The sequence below is a fragment of the Paenibacillus sp. B1-35 genome, from assembly GCF_050474385.1.
GTDB classification, from domain to species: domain Bacteria; phylum Bacillota; class Bacilli; order Paenibacillales; family Paenibacillaceae; genus Paenibacillus_B; species Paenibacillus_B alvei.
Window position 1 is genome coordinate 20,538 of record NZ_JBCHVJ010000004.1, and the last position, 21,301, is coordinate 41,838.

The 21,301-nt window shown below is 48.1% G+C and carries 10 protein-coding genes and 1 riboswitch; of the genes, 1 reads left to right on the forward strand and 9 read right to left on the reverse strand.

Going from position 1 to position 21,301, the window contains the following annotated elements:
• Window positions 1-36: 36 nt before the first annotated feature.
• The gene (locus tag ACQ5BJ_RS14440; protein ID WP_430111089.1) at window positions 37-1,431 is read right to left on the reverse strand and encodes an NCS2 family permease; all 1,395 of its coding nucleotides are present in this window, start codon (window positions 1,429-1,431) and stop codon (window positions 37-39) included.
• A gap of 243 nt (window positions 1,432-1,674) precedes the next feature.
• Window positions 1,675-1,775, reverse strand: a riboswitch (purine riboswitch).
• Window positions 1,776-2,156: 381 nt separating this feature from the next.
• On the opposite strand from ACQ5BJ_RS14440, the gene ACQ5BJ_RS14445 reads away from it, so the two are divergent.
• Window positions 2,157-4,565, forward strand: a complete 2,409-nt coding sequence (locus ACQ5BJ_RS14445) for a S8 family serine peptidase (protein WP_005543183.1) — start codon at window positions 2,157-2,159, stop codon at window positions 4,563-4,565.
• A gap of 223 nt (window positions 4,566-4,788) precedes the next feature.
• On the opposite strand, the gene ACQ5BJ_RS14450 is transcribed toward ACQ5BJ_RS14445, so the two are convergent.
• The 8 genes from ACQ5BJ_RS14450 to ACQ5BJ_RS14485 all read right to left on the reverse strand — a co-directional run bounded on the left by ACQ5BJ_RS14450 (window position 4,789) and on the right by ACQ5BJ_RS14485 (window position 21,222).
• Window positions 4,789-12,351, reverse strand: a complete 7,563-nt coding sequence (locus tag ACQ5BJ_RS14450; RefSeq protein ID WP_430113406.1) for an amino acid adenylation domain-containing protein — start codon at window positions 12,349-12,351, stop codon at window positions 4,789-4,791.
• Between the two features lie 562 nt (window positions 12,352-12,913).
• Complete coding sequence (locus ACQ5BJ_RS14455) at window positions 12,914-13,369, reverse strand: YrvL family regulatory protein (protein WP_430111094.1); 456 nt, start codon at window positions 13,367-13,369, stop codon at window positions 12,914-12,916.
• A 413-nt stretch (window positions 13,370-13,782) separates the two neighbouring features.
• Window positions 13,783-15,324, reverse strand: a complete 1,542-nt coding sequence (gene guaA, locus ACQ5BJ_RS14460; protein WP_005543185.1) for a glutamine-hydrolyzing GMP synthase — start codon at window positions 15,322-15,324, stop codon at window positions 13,783-13,785.
• Window positions 15,325-15,558: 234 nt separating this feature from the next.
• Entirely contained in the window at window positions 15,559-16,524 is a 966-nt protein-coding gene (locus ACQ5BJ_RS14465) for an ABC transporter ATP-binding protein (protein ID WP_005543186.1), read from the reverse strand.
• Window positions 16,517-17,500, reverse strand: coding sequence for an ABC transporter ATP-binding protein (locus ACQ5BJ_RS14470; protein ID WP_289357025.1), 984 nt, complete (start codon window positions 17,498-17,500; stop codon window positions 16,517-16,519). The genes ACQ5BJ_RS14465 and ACQ5BJ_RS14470 overlap by 8 nt, the downstream gene beginning before the upstream one ends.
• A gap of 14 nt (window positions 17,501-17,514) precedes the next feature.
• Window positions 17,515-18,441: an oligopeptide ABC transporter permease gene (opp4C, locus tag ACQ5BJ_RS14475; RefSeq protein ID WP_005543188.1), complete on the reverse strand. Its 927-nt coding sequence runs from the start codon at window positions 18,439-18,441 to the stop codon at window positions 17,515-17,517.
• A 12-nt stretch (window positions 18,442-18,453) separates the two neighbouring features.
• Window positions 18,454-19,410, reverse strand: a complete 957-nt coding sequence (locus ACQ5BJ_RS14480; RefSeq protein WP_289357024.1) for an ABC transporter permease — start codon at window positions 19,408-19,410, stop codon at window positions 18,454-18,456.
• A 69-nt stretch (window positions 19,411-19,479) separates the two neighbouring features.
• Entirely contained in the window at window positions 19,480-21,222 is a 1,743-nt protein-coding gene (locus tag ACQ5BJ_RS14485; protein ID WP_430111100.1) for an ABC transporter substrate-binding protein, read from the reverse strand.
• Between the last annotated feature and the right edge of the window lie 79 nt (window positions 21,223-21,301).

The window sequence follows — 21,301 nt, forward strand, 5'->3', positions numbered from 1 at the left end:
TTACCCTCAGTTCCACTTCGTGATCAAAAGCGAACCCTAGTGCCCGCCCATTGCTACATAGCGGACAATAACCAGTACGAACAGAACCCACATAAGCCAGTGAATCTTATATTTCTCACCTTTGCCGAATACGTTCGCTACGAACGCCAGCAGAACATAACCAAGAATGCCGAAGGAAATACCGTTCGCAATGCTGTACGTGAACGGCATGAACGCAATCGTCATAAATGCCGGAATCCCAATCACCAAGTCTTTGAAATTGATTTCCGTAACGGCTTGCATCATCAATACACCAACGACGATAAGGGCTGCTGCTGTTGCAGGGCCTGGAATCAAAGCAACTGCCGGAGCCAAGAACAAGGACAACAAGAAGCAAATCCCTGTCGTTACTGACGTAAGTCCTGTGCGTCCGCCTTCGGCTACACCCGCGGAGCTTTCTACGAATGCAGTCACGGTGCTTGTGCCAAGTGCCGCTCCGCCCGCTACCGCAACAGAGTCGACGAACATCGCTTTCCCTACACGCTTGTTGCCTTCTTCACGATTTTTCATGAATCCAGCACGGTTGGCTGTACCAACCAATGTTCCAAATGTATCGAACAGTTCAACGAATGTGAACGTCAGGATGATAGATACGATACCCACGCCCATGATGCCAGCGAAATCGAACTCGAAGAAGCTCAATTGAGTCAAATCAGGAACCCATCTTGCACCATTCAGCGAGTTGAAATCAACGCGCCCCATCAAGATAGCAACGACTGTTGTTCCCAAGATGCCGAACAAAATCGCGCCGCGTACGTTCAAAATCATTAGAACTGAAATAAGTGCCAAACCGATAATCGTAAGCAGCACATCAGGATTGGAGAAGCTGCCTAAGCCGAATACTGTTTCAAATCCTTGAAGCGGTGTGAATGTACCCTTAGGAATATCATTCACGGTCTCAACGGACACGGACAACAGCCCGCTATTTTTCAAGCCGACAATCGTAATGAACAACCCGATGCCGACAGTAATCGCATGCTTCAGTGCATCAGGAACTGCTTCAAGCAGCATTTGACGTACATGTGTAATCGTAAGCAGGAAGAAAATAATCCCGGAAATAAATACAGCCGTCAAAGCCATTTGCCATGTGATCGGATGTTCCGAGCCGGCAGTCGATACGACTACAGTTGCAAAGTAAGCATTCAGCCCCATCCCTGGTGCCAAGGCAACCGGGAAGTTAACGAAGATCCCCATCGCAATGGTGAAAATACCGCCTGCAATAGCTGTTGCAAGAAATACGGGATACCATTCCATGCCGGTCTTGCCGAAAGCCGTTAGAATGTTCGGGTTAACGGCCAAAATGTACGCCATCGCCATAAAGGTCGTAATCCCTGCCATAATCTCCGTACTGATTGTCGAACCGTTCTCCTTAACTTTGAAGAAGCGCTCCATGTGTGTAACATCCTCCCCATGACATTCCATGAATGTGTGTTTACTGCTGCTTCTGTTTCCCCTAGCAACCTGTATGAGCACAAAAAAAGAACTCAGGTTGTGCTCCCGAGTTCTGGCGTCGAAAAGTAAGGCATTTCCTACTCGCACTGCCCGCTATATGGATGCATAGCAAGTTCCCATCCTGTCATTGCACACAGATTATGGGCAGCAGAGCGTACAAGACAAATCTGATATCGATTCATCCGGAAAGCCATTCCTCTTCGTAGCCAGATCATTTACGGTGATCTCGTAGAGACTCTCAGGCCAATTCCCGAGATTATACGAAAAAGTATTGCGTTATTAGATTATCTACTCACATTGTATCGTCACCCTGCCTCACTGTCAACTCTATTTCCGAACATTTAATAATATTTATCAATACTCGTTCGTGTTTTTAGATATAAATGAATCATTTTCCCCCTATATTGAAATTGAAATTGTATGATTCCAAACATACTAGAATCAAAAAAAAATTTCTGGAAATCACAGTAAAACTATTGAATTAATTCATTAATTTTTATAAAATGGGTTCATACATTTTTACCCAGTTCTGAAACTATTATGATTGCTTTATACAAATGGTAATTGGGTAAAGTGTACATCTAGCATTTTGGAGGTGAGGTTATTCGTTAAAAACCAGCTTTGTCAGACTAGACTATACCTTTTATACCGAGGAGGAATAGCATTTGGCGAACAAAAACAACAAAAAAGTGCTTTCAATGATCATGTCGATTGCCATGGCAATCAGCCTGATGTCACCAGCGGTGTCAGCCTATGAGGCCCCCGCGAACAACTCAACCGAGAAGCTTCTCTACTTGCGAACAGGCACCGTCAATCTCCAGAATGAAAATGAAAACTACGGACTGCAGCTTGATGAAGAAAGCACACAACGCCAATTGTACGTTGTTCAATTCAACGACGTCATCACAGATTCCTCCAAACAGCTCCTGCAACAGGCTGGAGCGGAACTCGGAGACTATCTCCCTGACTATGCTTATCTCGTACGCATGAACCCGCAACAAGCCGGCACCCTCGCCGCAAATGATCAGATTTACAGAGTCACCCTCTTTCAGCCGGAATGGAAGAACGGCAACCTCTCCACATCAGAAAACACTGCACCAAGCAACTATGTCATCTCGGTATTCAAGGGCAGTGAGGCAGATGTTGCCCAATCACTTCAGCAGCAAGCCATCCCTGTTACCGATGTGCAAGAAGGCTATATCGAAGCTGTAATAAGCAGTGAAACACTCCCGCTTGTTCTTAATCAGCCGGATGTCACCTTCGTCGAATCTAAGCCCGTCGATGAGATTTTCAACGACTTCGTTACTAATCAAGTTGGGGCTGCTACGTCGAATGGCGTATGGAGCAAGGGATTGACTGGAAAAGGTCAAGTGGTTACCGTAGCCGACAGCGGCTTGGATTCCGGTAATCTAAACACACTCCATAAGGATTTTGAAGGTCAGCTGCATAAGACACCTGTTCCTAACCCCGAAGGAACATGGGAGGATACAATTGGTCATGGCACTCATGTAGCCGGTACCGTGCTCGGCACAGGAGCAATGTCCAATGGGAAATATAAAGGCGTTGCCTATGGCGCCAAACTGTTCTTCCAAACAATCGGCTGCGGCGGTACTTCTATCTGCCCAGGCGACCTGCGCGACTTGTTCGGCTCTGCGAAGCAGCAAGGCACGTTCATCCATACAAACTCCTGGGGCGCACGCTTCAACTACTCCTACAATTCCAACTCTGCTCGTGCTGATGAATATACATTCAAGAATAAAGACTTCACCGTATTGTTCGCCGCAGGGAACGATGGCAGCGGGAACAACACCATTTCTTCACCTGGCAATGCCAAAAACACCATCACGGTTGGTAATCTTCAAAAAACAAATCCGAATCAAATTGCCCCAAGCTCCAGCAGAGGATATGCAGTAGATGGAAGAGTCAAGCCTGACCTCGTTGTTACAGGTACCTCAATTATTTCCGTTCGTTCCTCAGCTTCAACTAGACCTGCAAATCCAAATCAGTACTACACCAACATGACCGGCACCTCCATGGCCACACCAGCTGTTGCAGGGTCGGCAGCCATCGTTCGTCAATTTTATACCGAGAACAAGCATGTAACGCCTTCCTCTGCGCTCATCAAAGCTACGCTCATTAACGGAGCTGAAGATGTAGGATATGGGTGGATGAGCAGAGAGACAGGATGGGGACGCGTTAACCTCGTGAATTCACTCACCCCTACTGACGGAAGAACCAATAGCTTCATCGACAACACCGCAGGTATCAAAACAAACGATTCTATCTCCTACCGCGTCAAGGCCGAAGCCGGCAAACCTCTTAAGATATCTCTTGTCTGGAGCGATTACCAAGGCGCCGTTCAAGCTGGCAAGCAATTGGTTAATGACCTCGATCTTGAAGTAAAAGCCCCAACTGGCGAACTCTACAAAGGCAACTGCTTCGTACAAAATACAGGTAGCACAAGCTGTGCCAATTACGACCACATTAACAACGTGGAAAATGTATATCTTTCAACTCCAACTACAGGCGAATATACAGTTACCGTCAAAGGATACAATGTGCCGCAAGGCCCTCAGCCATTTGCATTAGTAGTATCGGGCAATCGTTCTACTATTCTTGGCCAAGGCCCTGAACAACCAGAACCAATTGTACTGAAGGCACCTGAGCAGCTCGCTGTAACAGCAGTCACGTATGATTCAGCGAACCTGAATTGGATCGATCCGAACACAGGAATTCAAGGTCTTACGTACGAAATCTATCAACAACAGCAAAAAATCGGAACCAGCAGTCAAACCAATTATACGGTAAAAGATCTTAGTCCAGGCAAAACGTATACCTTTACAGTCAAGATCATCGACGGAAAAGGCAACGCCTCGCCTCATAGTCAATCCGCAACGGTTAATCTCCCAAAACCTGAGGGGGATAAAGAGCCATGGCAGGTAGGCAAACCGTACAAGATAGGCGATCTTGTCTCGTATAATGGTGCAATCTATAAGTGTGTGCAACCGCATACAGCTTTGAACGGCTGGGAACCTTCGAACGTACCAGCACTCTGGTCACCTGTACAGCAATAGGTAGCCCCTTCGGACTAACCACCATAATGATATTCGTTTAACTACTTCTTCCTACATCTCGTTCACCACTAACGAGAAGGTTACCCAATTTCAATACCGTAACGCAAAAAGGCTATACCGCGGTTAAACGCGGTATAGCATTTACTATCTTCTCCTCAGTCGATTCTAATTAACTTTTTTCATCTTTTTCCTGTAAATCAATTGCTGTCTGACGGCCATAGCTCTACACGTGCTGGATCAAGCTTCTCATCTCATTCACTGGTAAGTATCCGGAATTTTGCAAGTAGTTCACGATTTTTTGTACATACAGTGCATCAATTTGCGGCCAATAAAAGCCGGCCTTGCTTAAGACCATCTGTGTTTGTAACGAATCATGCTTGACAGTGGTATAATCGCCTTCAAGCTGTTCTCCTGCTGCCATTAACATTTGAATGTCATGAATGTACTTATCATCCTTGGATAATCGAAGCATAAGATCCTGGAACGCCGCATCATCCAACATAGCAATCGCATGACCCGACTTGCGTAGCAATTGCACGACCTCGCCGAGTCCAACTTTATGATGATTGTACAAATGGAAGACGTAGTTTTCCCCAGCGCTTGCATCTGCCTTTATTAAGGCAACGATGGCTCTGCTGCACGCATCAACAGGAGTAAACTCTATTTCATTTGATATGAATTGGTTTGAGGCAACCCCATATTGCAACATAAATTTGAAGCGGCTCATAAATGCATTGTCCGCGATATTATGTTGATGTTGCCCATCACTGTGCCTGTTGGTCAGATTGCCCACCCGGTAAATGGCAGCGTCCACCCCATTCGAGATCGCTTTGAATAGTGCATGTTCCGCCCAAAATTTACTTTTCACATACACATTATCCTCATAATTTTGTTGTACGTAAAAATCGTTTTCGGTAAATACATGCTGCTCCTTCCCAAATGAAACATGACCCGACACGCTCATCGTGGACATATAGTGCAGTCTTTTATTACGCCCTACGAACGATATAAGCTCTTCCAGCGTTGTCACATTCGCTTTTTCAAAATCAGCGTAATTACCGAAGTGTTTGGTCAACGCGGCAGAATGGATGACACTACTGATCGTACTGTCAAGTTGAGCATATTCAGCATCGCTTAGGCCGAATTGTTTCTCGGACAAATCTCCCTTTACGATAACAACCCGGCTGCTTAGCATAACTTTATACTTCTCAAACTTGTCATGAAAGTAAAAGGCAAGCTGTTCCAACAACCGATTCCGTGGGTCACTTCCCCGAATCAAACAGTATACCCTGCTATTGGTTCCATCCAGCAGCTCCGCTAGTAGATGTATACCCAGGTAACCCGTGACCCCTGTAAGCAATACATCACCGATAGGGTCGTAATTTGCATGAGCGATGTCTTTCTTCGGAGGCTTGAGAAATTGCAGCCTGGATGTATCGGAATGCAAGTAATCTTTGGAACCATGGTTAATCTTTTGCGCGATTTTTTGTATGGTTTGCAGATCGTAGTAATCCTTAACCGTTACATGCCATCCTTCTGTCAGCCCTTTTGCCAATGCCTCCATAATCTTCATGGAGTGCCCGCCTAAGTCAAAGAAGGAATCGTGGATGCCAATTGAAGTTTCCTTCATCCCTAACACGCTTGACCAAATCTGTACAAGTTTTCTCTCTGTTTCATGACGAGGCGCGATATAACTTGCAGGAGTTTGTAGTACACTGTCCATTTTCGGGAGAGATTTCGTATCGATTTTCCCGTTCGGCGTTAACGGCAAACTGTCCAGTTGCACAAAATACGTCGGCACCATATAGCTTGGCAATCGCTCGCTCAAGTATGTCCGCCATTCCTGCGCGCTGCCTTCTCCGACCAGATACGCCGCCAGTTGCTTTTCCCCCGGCCTGTCTTCCCGCACGATAACGACAGCTTGCTTGATTGCCGGCAACTGACTTAGCACCGTTTCAATCTCTCCGAGCTCAATTCGGAATCCTCTGATTTTCACCTGATCGTCGATCCTGCTTACATAGATCAGATTGCCGTCCGGCACATACTTTACAGCATCTCCCGTTCTGTACATTCTCGCTCCAGACTCACCGCTGAAAGGATCCGGAAGGAATCGCTCCTCTGTCAGCTCTGGACGATTCAAGTATCCGCGGGTGACCCCTGCCCCGCCAATGTACAGTTCCCCGACGACACCGATTGGCACAGGTTGTTGATGGCGATCCAACACGTATAACTTCGTATTCGCTATCGGCCCTCCAATCGGCGGTAAGCCCTCCTGCAAGGGACTGACCTCTGCTGCTGTAGCCACGACTGTACACTCTGTAGGGCCGTAGTTGTTGATGAGTGCAAAAGGCAATGAAGCTGGCGGAGACTGCCGCAGCAAATCCCCCGCCGTCAGCAAACAGCGCAACGATGTATGCGGCGGCCAGTGCAGATGAATCATGATTTCAGCCATCGGCGTTGGCATAAAACCGATCGTGATTTGCTGGTCAACGACCCAATTCTGCAACGCTACAGGATCCGTTCTTACGCTTTCCTTGCACACATGCAGACTGGCGCCTCTGCTCAAATAAGGCCATATTTCTGCCACTGCGGCATCAAATGCGATGCTTGCTATTTGACTTGCACGATCTTGCTCCGTAACTTGGAAAAATTGCTGGTGCCAGAACACCATATTGATCAGTGTGTGATGTTCGACCATGACCCCTTTCGGATTTCCAGTCGTTCCTGATGTGTAAATCAGATAGGCCATGTTGTGCGGCGTCGTGGCGATCGGCGGATTCTGATCGCTCTCCTGCGACAGCATTTCCTGATCGGCAGCGCTGTCCAGACAGATGCGCGTGACAGACTCCGGCACCCATCCGCTTGCCTCGCTCTGAGTCACCAGAAGCTCAATTCCCGCATCATGGATCATGTAAGTCAGGCGCTGCTGCGGATACGTCGGATCCATCGGCACATACGCGCCACCGGCTTTCAATATTCCCATGATCCCGACAATCAGATCCGCCGAACGATCCATGCAGATTCCAACCAGCGTCTCCGGCTTCACGCCTTTCTTTCGCAAGCAGTGCGCCAGTTGGTTTGCCCGCGCATTCAGTTCCCCGTACGTCAGCTGGCGGTCTTCGTCAACGACTGCCACCGCTTCCGGCCGTGCCGCCGCCTGCTCCTCGAACAGCTCCTGAATCACCTGATCCCGTGGATACGCCGTCTCCGTCCGGTTCCATATCTCCAGTTGCTGCTTCGTTTCTGCTTCACTAATCAACGGCATCTGGCCTATTGATCGCTCCGGATGCTCCGCCACTTCATGCAGCCATCGCTCGAAGTGTGCCGCCATCCGCTCGATTGTTGACGCGTCGAACAAGTCCGTGCTGTATTCGAAGCTGACGCGCATCCCCTCTTCGGCTTCTTGCACGCCTACCGTCAAGTCGAACTTCGCGACCGACATAAAGCTGCTTATCGTGTCCATCCGGCGTTCCGAGTCCATCGGCAGCTCGCTCGGACGGCTTTGCAGCGTAAACATCGTCTGAAACAATGGCGCATAGCTCGCCGACCGCTCCGGCTGCAGCGCCGCCACGATCTTCTCAAACGGGATGTCCTGATGCTCCTGCGCTTTCCATGCTTTCCCGCGCACTTGCGACACCAACTCCCGGAAGCTCGGATTGGCCGACACATCCGCACGGTACACAAGGGTGTTGACAAAAAATCCGATCATCCCCTCGGTTTCCTCGTAATGCCGGTTCGCAATCGGACTGCCGACGGCGATATCCGTCTGTCCCGTATAGCGGGAAAGGAAACCTTGGTAGGCTGCAAGCAGCGTCATGAATAACGTCGCTCCCTCTTGACGACTGAGCGCTTTGAGCTTGACGAGCAAAGCGGCCGGAAGCTCTACTTCATACCGCTCTCCCCGGTAGCTTTGCTGCGCCGGACGCGGACGATCCGTCGGCAGTTGCAGCACAGGCAGTTCCCCGCCCAGTTCTTCCTCCCAGTACGCCAACTGACGGTTCATCACGTCTTCGCTTATCCAGTTCCGCTGCCAATGCGCATAGTCGGCATATTGCAAGGATAGCGGCGCCAATGCCGCTGGCTGCCCTCCCGCAAACGCCTCATACAGCGCGAGCCATTCCCGGACGAAAATGTCCAGCGACCATCCGTCAAAAATGATATGGTGCAGCGTGCACAGCAGCACCCAATCGTTCTCCCCCATCGCGATGGCCTGCGCCCGGATTAACGGTCCCTCGGCCAGTTGGAACGGCTTGTCTGCCTCCGCTTGCATAAGCGACTTCATCTCGCGCTCCCTGTCCTCGCTTGCCAGATGGCGAAGATCCGTCACAGGCAGACACTTAGGCTGGTGTTCGCGAATGATCTGCACCGGCTCGCCGTTCGCCTCGCCAATGACGGTGCGCAGCGCTTCATGACGCTGGATCAGCGCATCGTAGGCCTGTTCCAACGCGTCCAGCTTCCAGGCTCCCTGCAACCGCCATGCGCATGGAATATTGTACAGCGGACTGTTCGGTTCCAGTTGATCGAGGAACCACAGCCGCTGCTGGGCATACGATGTCAGCATATGCACGCCTCGTTCTACCGCTTGAATCGGCGGACGTTTCTCCCCTTCTCCCCCTTGAGCTAACAGCGTTAATCGGCGGGATAAGCTTTCGATCGTCGGGTATTGAAACAGGTCGCGCACCGCCACCTCCATGCCGAACACCTCGCGCAGACGCGATACCGCTTGTGTTGCCAGCAGCGAGTGGCCTCCCAAGTCAAAGAAGGAATCATAGATGCCGATCCGCTCCACGCCAAGCAGTTGGCTCCATACCGCCGCAACAAGTTCCTCCGCCGGCGTTTGCGGCGCCGCATAGCCCTCTTGCGACGACACTGTCGGAATCGGCAGTGCCCTCGTATCGATTTTCCCGTTCGGCGTTAGCGGTAAACTGTCCATCTGCACAAAATACGTCGGAACCATATAGCTTGGCAATCGCTCGCTCAGGTATGCCCGCCATTCCTGCGCGCTGCCTTCTCCGACCAGATACGCAGCCAGTTGCTTTTCCCCGGGCTTGTCTTCCCGCACGACGACGGACGCCTGTCGCAAAGTCGGATGCTGGCTGAGCATCGCCTCAATCTCGCCGACTTCGATCCGGAATCCTCTGATTTTCACCTGTTTGTCCATCCGCCCTAAATAAACCAGATTCCCATCGGGCATCCACTTTACCCAATCCCCTGTCCGGTACATGCGTTCTCCCGCAACAAACGGATTGGACACGAATTTGTCTGCTGTCATGTCAGGCTGGTTCAAATACCCGCGCGCCACGCCGTCTCCGCCCAAACAAAGCTCCCCCGGCACGCCGACAGGATTTAAGTGATTTTGCTTATTGACCACATACGCCGTCGAGTTGCCTATCGGTTTACCGATAGGTATGTGTTCCTCATACGCACGGTCAATCAAGAAACACGTTGAGAACGTCGTATTCTCGGTCGGACCGTACCCGTTCCATAGCGACAATTCTGGAGAAGAACGCAGCACCTGATTGACATGAACCGGCGACAACGCATCCCCGCCGATGATGAGATGCTGAAGACCCGCGAACATGGCAGCGTCCTTTTGAACGAGTTGGTTGAACAATGGAGAAGTCAACCACATCGTCGTCAACTGATGACGATGTACAAATGCTGCCAGCGCAGGCGCATCCAGCAACGTTTCCCTTGGTATAGGATACAGCGATCCTCCGTTTAGCAGCGCGCCGAACACTTCAAACGTGCTGGCATCGAACCCGATCGCACCGGTTTGAGCCATTCTATCTTCGGCGCTGAAAGGGATGTAGCCCGCTTGTTTCACTAGACGAACCACGTTGCGCTGCTCCACAACCACGCCTTTCGGGTTTCCGGTAGATCCTGACGTATACATGACGTAAGCTGCGTTTTGTGGTGTCGTCATGACCGGCGGATTCCAATCGCTCTCCTGCGATAGCATCTCCTGATCGGCAGCGCTGTCCAAACAGATGCGCGTAATCGTCTCCGGCACCCATCCACTTCCCTCGTTCAGGGTCACCATCAACTCAATCCCCGCATCGTGGGCCATGTAAGTCAAGCGCTGCTGCGGATATGACGGATCCATCGGCACATACGCGCCCCCGGCTTTCAATATCCCCATGATCCCGACGATCAGGTCCGCCGAACGATCCATGCAGATTCCAACCAGCGTCTCCGGCTTCACGCCTTTCTTTTTCAAACAGTGCGCCAATCGATTCGCTTGCGTATTCAGTTCCCCATACGTCAGCTGGCGGTCTTCGTCAACGACCGCCACCGCCTCCGGCCGTGCCGCCACCTGCTCCTCAAACAGCTCCTGAATCACCTGATTTCGTGGATACGCCGTCTCCGTCCGGTTCCATTCCACCAGTTGCTGCTGCTCTTCATCCTGAGATAAAAGTCGAATGTTAGCCAAGCTTTCTTCAACATTATCCAGAACCGTATGAATAAAATGATCAAAATGACGAATCCATCTTTGAATTGAATCTTCATGGAAAATATCATTATTATATTCAAAATTCGCCACAATTGATCCATTACTTTCTTGTTCGACAAATAAAGTCAGATCGAATTTGGAAACCTTCTTTTCCAAAGGAAACGGAGCGAGCTTTAACCCGTGCAAATCGAAAACATTTGTAGCATTGCCCAGAAAAATAGCCGCATCTTGCTTGCAAGCTTTTTGCAATACAAACCCTGCTTGGAAAACCGCTGGAATACTCATATCACGCTGAAGACCGTGTTCTTTAACCATAAGCGAGAAAGGATAATCCTGATGTTTGGTGCAATCCGTTATTTCTTCCTGTACTTGCAGAAGCAATTGTTTAAAAGAGCAATTATCACTAAAACGCATCCGAATCGGAAGTAAATTCACAAAGTAACCGCAAGAATGATGGAAATCTCGATTCTTTCTACCGTATCTGGGCGTTCCAACGATAATTTCGGTTTGCTCTGATAACCGATGTAAAAAAGCAAAATAAAGCGCTAATAACACGCGATTCAAAGACATGTCTTCTTTGTTGCAAAATGAAGACAGCTTCTCGCTCGTTTTCGCCTGCAAGGCAAAAGGCGCCAGTCCTCCGGCAAAAGCAGGAACAGGCGGACGCTTCTTATCAGCGGGCAGTTCCAGCACAGGAAGTTCGCCTGATAGTTTTTGTTTCCAGAACTGTGCTGATGTTTGCCCTGCTTCGCTCTGTAACAGCCTTTCCTGCCAACTGACAAAATCCGAATACGAGTACTCCACGCATTGCAGTTGGGTATTCTCTTCCAGATCTCCGTTATATAAACGTTTATACAATAAACCAAACTCATCTAATGTCAGAGATAAAGACCAGCCATCAAAAACAATATGATGGAGCACGATGTACAGCACATAATGTTCCTCGCTCAAACACAGCAATCTGACTTTAAACAATGGCCCGTTGCTCAGGTCAAAACTCTCCTGAGACTCTGCCAACAGGTACTGGTTAACTTCCGACTCTCCCCAGTCCCCTACTGCGATCGACTTGAAATCGAGAACTGGTTCGCTGTACACTTTTTGCACAGGCTCTTCTTCCATTATAAAGACAGTTCGGTAACATTCATGACGTTTTACGATTTCAATAAAAGCATTTTGTACAGTTGCTGCATCCAGCTTTGAATAAATATGCCATGCAAACGATTCATTGTAGCAAGTGTTATTTGGATACATCGACTCATGTGATAAAAACGGGATTTGTCCCTTTGACAACGGAATTGTTTTGATAAACGTTTTACTTGACAAGTAAACCATCCCTTTCCGAATATGATTTTATACGTGTTCCATACTCTGTTTCCTCACATCCGTACAGTACAGTTATTGAATTCATAATCAATGACGCTATTTTCACGATAGAAGGCATCACTTCCTTCCCTTGTAATTTGCTGGCACCTTGTCAGCCGAATCGTGGCGAATGATGGTACCTTTTGTAATTATATAAAGGAATTATTAAGAATCATGTCGAAATGTGTTAATTCTTTGTAATGCAATACTAAATGTTGTTTTTTTGACATAATTGTACAGTTTACAACCATATCCAAAATGTGCATCCACCATCCAAAATATGAGTTATGCACAGCTTCACTCCAGTAAAACTAAAGTAATACATAGAAAGCCCATACTTTAAAGGCACGAGCCGCCGACATTTATGCTTAAGCTTACCTCACTTAAAGAAACACAAGTTTAAGAGGAGCACATGAAGATACTCCCCTTATAGCTGCTTGCCTATTTATCTTTTTCCTAGAAATCAGTTGCTGCCTAATGACCACAACGAAAACAATTGCAAAGAGAAGATTGGATCAAAATGTCCGAATTTTTATCCACTTCTAGGATTACCGGAATCCCTCTTGTTTACAGTCATTGAGATATCAATTGTAGAGATAATAATTGCGAAAACTACCTCGGCAATAAAAGAGAGCCGAACCGAAGACATACATTCATCTATCGTGTAAACAGCAGTAAAGTTAAGCACAATTCGCAGTATAAATTCATGCAGTCTCCGAAAATTGCACTCTACTTTAGAGCAATTCATCTTAATATACATGAGAACAATTGTAACAACAGCATCTGCAATCAGTGACAATCCATAAAACAAGAGTATTGACTTCCATGAATCATATTCGATTCCTAAGAGTTCAAAAATGCCGACATTGAAAAAAAAGAATAAAGTGATTGATGTAATCACTGCAAATAACAACATTAGACTTACAATAGCAATAGGGATTATTTTCTCCATCAATTCTCTAGCTTGTTTCTTATATCTAAAGTACATCTAGTGCCTTTCATAAGTTCTCCGATTATTTTGTTAACCACTTCATCCAAAATCCCCCTTCAAACCGCATTGATTAATCTATCTATATTTTACCATTTTATGAATAGCGTGTAAATATATGAATACTATGGGGTGAAACTAACATGAAAAGGACGAGAATATTCTTGTTTTCTAGCTATATCGGTAATAATTCGCCTTTACCTGTTCAAAATTTGGGGGGTTAACTTGAAAATCATTGTCCGTTCTTTAATTTTAGTCATAAAAAATACTCTCTTTTATTTGCTAACAACGCAAATAAAAGAGAGTATTTATATGCACTCTATTGTTGTATGCCTATTTGAACTCCGACGCCTCTATCGTTGAAGCTCCTTGCATCAAGGGTTCAAGGGCGTTTAACAACTAAATTCCCCAATCTACTCCCACTCGATTGTTGCCGGTGGCTTCGAGGTTACATCGTACACAATACGGTTCACGTTCTCAACCTCGTTGACGATACGTACGGAGATCTTCTCAAGAATATCCCACGGAATACGTGCCCAGTCAGCCGTCATGCCGTCGATGGATGTTACCGCACGGATACCCACTGTGTAGGAATACGTACGAGCGTCGCCCATTACGCCGACACTCTTCATGTCCGGCAATGCCGTGAAGTACTGCCAAATTTCATTGTCCAAGCCAGCCTTCGCGATTTCCTCACGCAAAATCGCATCGGATTCACGAACTATCGTCAGCTTGTCCTCTGTAACTTCGCCCAATACGCGGATCGCAAGACCTGGCCCTGGGAACGGCTGGCGCCATACGATTTCACGCGGCAAGCCGAGCTCTTCGCCGACTTTGCGAACTTCGTCCTTGAACAACGTGTTAAGTGGTTCAATCAGCTTGAACTTCATGTCTTCCGGCAAGCCGCCAACATTGTGGTGGGACTTGATCGTTTGAGCCGTATCTGTTCCGCTCTCTACGATATCGGTATACAACGTGCCTTGTGCCAAGAAATCGAAATCGCCCAGCTTTGCGGACTCCTCATCGAAGCAGTAGATGAACTCATTGCCGATGATTTTACGCTTTTTCTCTGGATCGGATACGCCTGCAAGCTTGCTCATGAAGCGCTCGCGTGCATCGATTTTAACCACGTGCATATCGAATTTGCCTACGAACGTTTCCATTACGCCTTCTGCTTCGCCTTTGCGCAGCAGGTTGTGATCGATGAACATACATGTCAATTGATCACCAATTGCTTTATGAATGAGCGCTGCTACAACGGAGGAATCCACACCGCCGCTAAGTGCGCACAATACTTTACGATCGCCGACTGTTTCGCGGATTTCGCGAACCTTGTCCTCAATGAATGTTTCCATCGTCCAATCGCCCTTGCATCCGCAGACACGGAACAAGAAGTTGCGGATCATTTCATTTCCGTATACGGAATGACGTACTTCCGGGTGGAATTGAACCGCATAGAAGCGCTTTTCCGGATGGCTCATCGCCGCAATCGGCGCATGCTCCGTACCCGCATCAACGCGGAAGCCTTCTGGAAGTTCAACAACCAAGTCTGTATGGCTCATCCATACGGTTTGGTTCGCTTCCAAGCCATGAGCCAATTCGCTGTCCGGCTGGAATACAACATCAGCTTTACCGTACTCACGCTTGCCCGCACGTTCTACCTTACCCTTCAATTGGTGCGACATCATTTGCATGCCGTAGCAAATTCCCATGATTGGAAGACCCAATTCATAAATGCGCGGATCGACCAATGGTGAATTTTCTTCGTATACACTCGCTGGTCCGCCAGAGAAAACGATCCCCTTCGGATTCAACTCCTGAATACGTTCAATGGAAGTGTTGTATGGAACCAGTTCACTGTACACGCCCATATCGCGAATACGACGTGCGATGAGCTGGTTGTATTGTCCGCCAAAATCGAGGACAACGATCATTTCATGATGTTGCTTTGTCATTGCCGTGCCTCCCTATACATATTGTTCATTATTATAACGAAATCGAAAAACCAGAGTCAATGTGCAATCTGATTAAGATTGAGTACATCGTCCATTTTATAAAAAATATTTGGTAAAGTGTTATTATTTTTCTTCAATTAGGAAAGTATTCAAGTAGTTATTGGATCCTTTTCACCAAAATGAGAAAAGCCCCGAAGTCGCAATCCGACAGCCGGGGCATTTATGGTTATATGTTCAGACGAGGTGGCAGGCGACTTGATGATCATTGCCAACATCCCGGAATACCGGGATCTGCTCGCGGCAAATATCGGTTGCGAATGGGCAGCGCGTGTGGAACTTGCAGCCAGACGGCGGTTTCGCCGGATTTGGAATATCGCCTTGCAGCACAATTCGTTCGCGCTTCAGCTTCGGAATGGGAATCGGCACTGCCGATAGCAACGCCTTCGTGTAAGGGTGCAATGGATTGCGGAACAGCTCATCTCGCGACGCCGTTTCCATCATTGTCCCCAAATACATAACCCCAATCCGATTGCACAAATGCTCTACCACACTCAGATCGTGGGAAATGAACAAATAAGTTAAGCCGCGGGTCTTTTGCAGCTTGCGGAACAGATTAATAATTTGTGCCTGGATGGACACATCGAGCGCAGATACCGGTTCATCCGCAATGATCAGATCCGGGTCGAGAATGAGCGCTCTCGCAATTCCGATGCGCTGACGCTGACCGCCAGAGAATTCATGCGGGAAGCGATCATATTGATACGCTGACAAGCCGCATGCTTCCATGACCTCCAGCACTCGATCGCGAACTTCCTCTTTCGTCGTCATTCCATGATTCAGCAGCGCCTCGCCGATTGCATCGCCTACGCGAACGCGAGGATTCAGTGAGCTGTACGGATCCTGGAAAATAAGCTGCATCTTCGGTCTTATCTTGCGCAGTTCCTTCTCTGGCATGCTGTAGAGGTCAATGCCTTGGAACTTCACTTCGCCTTCCGTTTTCTCCAACAAGCGAATGATCGTGCGGCCGACCGTACTCTTGCCGCTGCCAGACTCCCCTACTAAACCGAACGTTTCTCCGCGCTTAATTGTGAAGCTGATATCATCAACTGCCTTTACATGGCCGACGGTGCGATTGAACAGGCCTGAGGTAATCGGGAAGTACTTCTTCAAATTCTTCACTTCCAACAATGTTTCAGCCATGTTGAACTCCCTCCTCATACAGCCAGCAAGCTACCTTGTGTCGATAAGTCATATCCTTCAGCAGTGGCTGCTTCGTTGTGCAGAGAGACATGCAGCGGTCACAGCGATCATGGAAATAGCAGGATTCCGTTAAAGACAATGGATTCGGCACCTGTCCTGGGATCGAATACAAGTCATCCTGACGCTGACCGAGAACTGGCTTAGAACGCAGAAGACCTTGTGTGTAAGGATGCTTCGGGTTCTCGAACAGCTCGACGACCTCACCTTCCTCCACGATCTTGCCGGAGTACATGACGATAACATAGTCTGCAATCTCCGCAACGACACCAAGATCATGAGTTATAAGCAAAATGGACATATTGGAGTCTTCTTTGATCTGACGCAGCATATCCAAAATTTGCGCCTGAATCGTCACGTCGAGTGCCGTGGTCGGCTCATCCGCAATGAGCAGTTTCGGATTGCAGGACATTGCGATCGCAATCATGATCCGCTGCAGCATCCCGCCGCTCAATTGATGCGGATAGCTGTCTAGGATCTGCTCTGCCCGGGATATCCCAACTAGCTCGACCAGTTCACGCGCCCGCTCGCGCGCATCCCTCTTTGACAGCTTCAAATGCACCATTAAAGGCTCCATGATCTGCTTGCCGATCGTAAGCACTGGATTCAACGAAGACATCGGCTCCTGAAAAATCATCGCAATATCGTTGCCGCGAATTTGACGCAGCTCTTCCCGCGAAATATGGAGCAAATCCTTGCCGCCGAATTGGATATTGCCGTTCACCACTTTGCCAGCCGGCCCCTCGACAAGTCCCATAATAGACATGGCGGTGACACTTTTTCCGCATCCCGATTCCCCGACAATGCAAACCGTTTCCCCTTCGCGAATGCGCAGACTAACATCATTAACCGCCTTAACGGCTCCCGCCTCGGTATAAAAATAAGTACTGAGATGATCAATTTCGATTACATTTTTCATCAACTGTCATTCCCTTACTTCTTCTGTTTAGGATCAAGAACGTCCCGCAAACCGTCTCCAAACACATTAATCGCGATTACTGTAGAAAAGATCGCAACGCCCGGCGGAATCCATAGCCATGGACGCTTCTCGAAATCCATCAAGCTGTTCGCCGCCTCAATCATATTCCCCCATGTCGGGGTAGGAGGCATAACGCCAAGACCGAAGAAGCTGAGCGCAGATTCACTCAATATCGCACCGCCAGTGCTCAAAGTAGCAACAACGATAATAAGTGGCGCGATATTCGGAATCATATGATTGAAAAGCTTGCGTTTGTCATCAAGACCGAGTACAATCGCCGCCTGCATAAATTCCCGCTCGCGAATACTGAGCATCTGACTGCGCACGAGCCGTGCCAACCCAGGCCAGCCAATAAAGCTGAGCATGAACATCACGAGATACATCCGATATTCCGTCGGCACTTTCCACTCGGACAGCATCGCCCCTAATATAAACAGGATCGGCATGCCTGGAATCGTTAACAGCAAGTCGGCAAGCCGCATAATAATTTGATCCACAATGCCGCGATAATAAGCCGCGACCGCGCCGAGAATCGAGCCGATACATACTGAGATCACCATAGATGCAAAACCTACAGTCAAGGATATGCGACCGGCTTGCAGCAACCGTGTCAGCACATCTCGTCCAAGCCCGTCTGTACCAAGCCAATGCTTCAACGATGGAGCCTTATTCATCATGGCAAGATTGCTCTTCCCGTCCGCATATGGCGAGAATAAAGGCCCGATGAAGCAAGCCAAGAACATAAAAATGAAAAATATTAAACCGGATACGGCCAGCTTGTTTTTTAATAACTTCTGAAATGCCTGACGCCATAGCGACGTTCGAGCCGCTGCCGGCGCCGTCCGCTGAACCTTGGTTACTCCGCCGGTAATGGATGACATGTTGGTTCCCCCTTAATGCAATCTGACGCGCGGATCGGCGACATTGTACAAAATATCGGAAATAAGCGTCCCGATAATCGTCAAAATGGCGATGAACATCGTAAAGCCCATGAGCAGCGGATAATCTCGCGTACCGAAAGACTGGAGATACAATTGGCCGATCCCCGGCCAGTTAAATATCTTCTCAATGATCATCGAGCCGCTGAACAAGCCCGGCAGTTCAAAACCAACCAAGGTAATCGCCGGCAGCATCGCATTGCGAAGCGCGTGGCGATATAGAACGACTCGTTCCTTCATCCCCTTCGCCCTTGCTGTCCGTACATAGTCCTGCCGAATGACGTCAATCATATTGCTGCGGAAATATCGTGTCAGCGAACCGACTCCAAGCAAGACCATTACCGCTACCGGCATAATCATATGATCGATGACTTCCCACACATGCGCCATGCCCGTGGAGTTGCTCCCTGTCGTAATCATTCCTCCAGGAGGCAGTATCTTCAAATCAACCGCCAGCATCTTGATCAGATACAATCCGATGAAGAACGATGGAATGGACATCGCAGCAAATAAAAAGACCATCACGGCGGTGTCAAAGAATGAATACTGCTTGTACGCTGAAACGACACCAATAATAACTGCCAACAACCATGTAAAAAAGGTTGAAACAATCGCCAGCAAAAATGAATTCCACACATAATCATTGAACAGCGTTATGATAGGCTTTTGCTGTGCTAACGAGTATCCGAAGTTGCCATGGAAGGCATTGGTCAACCAATTCCAATACCGCTCCAATACAGGCTGGTTAAGGCCATATATAGCTCGAAGCTCTTCCTTCCGTTCCGGTGACAGCTTCGTATTGCCCGCCAGAAAATCGCCAGGCATCATTGCAAACAGTACAAAAATAAATAAGGATGCCGCAGACAAAATGAGGATCATGTACAAAAATCTTCGCAGCAAAAAGTTACTCATGTTCGCACTCCTTTTGGAAGTCATTCGCCCCTGGCTGCAATTGAATATGCAGGCCAGGGGCTCCTATGCTCATGATTTCAATTCCCAATCGAACACGCTTCCAGCTACACCAGTCAATGGAGAGATCTTCATCCCTTGAATACGTCCATTGTAGGCATAGACCGACTTGCGATAGCTTGTGAAGATGTAAGGCATATCATCATTCAGAACTTGGAACAGCTCCTTATAAATCTTCTTGCGTTCTTCAATGTCTGTTGCTGTCAAGCCTTTGTCGTACAGCTCTTTCGCTTTTGGATTGTCATAGCCCTTCACTTCGCCGTTCACGAAGCGACGAACGCCATCCGCTGGATCTACCAGAACCGGCGTTGAGAAGGAAGCAAGATCATAATCGCCGCTGTCGGCTTTCGCACCTAGCGCATTAAAGTCTGCGAACAGCTCTGGCTCGAATTGAACCCCGATCGCTGCATAGTTTTCCTTCGCAATCGTGACGAACAGATCATTCCCCTTGCTCTTCGAGCCGATAAAGTGAAGCTTCAGCTTTTTACCGTCCTTCTCGCGAATTCCGTCGCTGCCAATCTTCCAGCCTGCTTCATCAAGCAGCGCTTTTGCTTTTTCTGCATCATAGCTGTAGGTGTTAATACCTTCTTCTGTATAGGCCCAAGATGTCGGCGGGCATGGAATGTTTGCCACTTGTCCTGCACCCTGGTTCGCATCCACAAAAATCGATTGACGGTCAAGTCCGTAAGTCAGTGCCTGACGAACGCGTTTGTCTTTGAACGTATCGTGCTCATGGTTAAATGACAGGAATCCATAGTTGCTTGCTGTAGCTGGCACAAGATTCAAGAAGCCCAGAGCCTTCAGCTTATCAATATTTTCTTGCGTTGCAGTAAATGCACCATAGTCCTGCTCTCCTGTTTCAATGAACTGCCACGTGTCGCCTTCTGTTGTTTTATAGATAAAGTGCTCGGTCTTCGCCTTGCCTTTGAAATAGTTTTCGTTCGCAACAAATCGTACCTCTTGGCCTGGAATAAACTTCTCCAGCTTGTATGGCCCTGTTCCCACCGGATTCGCATGCAGGTTCTTAATATAGTCCAGAGACTGTCCCTGCTTATAATCCTTGCCGTAATAAGCCTTGGACAGCACGTCACCCCCAAGGATCGAGAGCGCCTGAGAATTTCCTTTTTCCAAAGTGACAGAGATCGTATTTGGATCAATCACCTTGATGCCTGCAATCGAAGTCGCCTTGCCTTCTTTATATTCTTTTGCCCCAACGATGCCGATAAGGGACAAATCTTCTTCACCTGTGTATCCCTTGTCATTTACAAGCGTCCACGTGAAAGCAACATCATCTGCCGTAATCGGTGAGCCGTCACTGAACTTCAAGCCTTTGCGCAGATGGAACGTAAACGTTTTTCCATCCTCTGTAATTTCCCACTTTTCAGCCAAGCCCGGAGTCGGCAAGCCTTTCTCATCATTCGTCACGAGAGGTGTATACAAAATGGAGGAAACGTTGCCGTCATATCCGCTTTGCTGGAAGTAAGGAGTAAATGCGCCGCTCGGGTCTGTCAGACCAACAATAATCGTATCTGTACGTTTCTTTGCTTGTTCTGGAAGCCTCGACATATCTGAAGCGCTAACAGGCTCTGTCAACACTTCCACAGGAGGTGTCTGTGTCTCTCCCGAGCTAGAATTGTTGGATGACACCTGACTTTGTCCTTTATCTGCAGTTGTCGCACTGTCATTCGAGCATGCTGCTAATAGCAAGCTGCTAGTCATCGTTAAAGATAAAAGAAGAAGCAATGTTTTCTTCATGTTGACCCTCCTGAAATGAACAAGTTTATTATCAACTATTCCTATAAGCTCAGTAGGAATTTTATAGGCCTTATTATAA

Coding starts and splice junctions, on each gene's coding strand:
- ACQ5BJ_RS14440 (WP_430111089.1), bottom strand. CDS start 1,431: ATGGAGCGCTTCTTCAAAGTTAAGGAGAACGGTTCGACAATCAGTACG.
- ACQ5BJ_RS14450 (WP_430113406.1), bottom strand. CDS start 12,351: ATGGTTTACTTGTCAAGTAAAACGTTTATCAAAACAATTCCGTTGTCA.
- ACQ5BJ_RS14455 (WP_430111094.1), bottom strand. CDS start 13,369: ATGTACTTTAGATATAAGAAACAAGCTAGAGAATTGATGGAGAAAATA.
- guaA (WP_005543185.1), bottom strand. CDS start 15,324: ATGACAAAGCAACATCATGAAATGATCGTTGTCCTCGATTTTGGCGGA.
- ACQ5BJ_RS14465 (WP_005543186.1), bottom strand. CDS start 16,524: ATGGCTGAAACATTGTTGGAAGTGAAGAATTTGAAGAAGTACTTCCCG.
- ACQ5BJ_RS14470 (WP_289357025.1), bottom strand. CDS start 17,500: ATGAAAAATGTAATCGAAATTGATCATCTCAGTACTTATTTTTATACC.
- opp4C (WP_005543188.1), bottom strand. CDS start 18,441: ATGTCATCCATTACCGGCGGAGTAACCAAGGTTCAGCGGACGGCGCCG.
- ACQ5BJ_RS14480 (WP_289357024.1), bottom strand. CDS start 19,410: ATGAGTAACTTTTTGCTGCGAAGATTTTTGTACATGATCCTCATTTTG.
- ACQ5BJ_RS14485 (WP_430111100.1), bottom strand. CDS start 21,222: ATGAAGAAAACATTGCTTCTTCTTTTATCTTTAACGATGACTAGCAGC.